At 43.7% G+C, this 366-nt stretch carries 1 protein-coding gene; it reads left to right on the plus strand.

All coding sequences use genetic code 11. The features are described 5' to 3' along the window. Positions 1 to 366, plus strand: a 366-nt coding sequence (locus ACFINS_RS10490; protein ID WP_375706234.1) for a DNA gyrase C-terminal beta-propeller domain-containing protein, incomplete at both ends; no start/stop codon positions are given.

The raw sequence follows: 366 nt of genomic DNA on the forward strand, positions 1-366 counted from the left end.
TCAATATGCTTCCCTTACAGCAAGGTGAGCGCATAACGACGATTATGCCCTTGCCAGAAGATGAAGCCCGTTGGAGTGCATTGGATGTGATGTTCGCAACTACGCGTGGAACTGTGCGTCGTAATAAATTATCGGATTTCGTTCAGATTAATCGCAATGGCAAAATTGCCATGAAACTTGATGAAGAAGATGAAATTCTCTCTGTCGAAACTTGTACAGAACGTCATGATGTCGTTCTAACAACTGCTAAGGGACAATGTATTCGTTTCCCGGTCGTTGAGGTTCGTGTTTTTGCAGGCCGGAATTCGGTGGGAGTCCGTGGTATCAATTTGGCTAACGATGATAAAGTCATTTCAATGACAATCT

The organism is Bartonella sp. AA2SXKL (genome assembly GCF_042197205.1).
In the GTDB taxonomy this organism is placed as follows: Bacteria; Pseudomonadota; Alphaproteobacteria; order Rhizobiales; family Rhizobiaceae; genus Bartonella.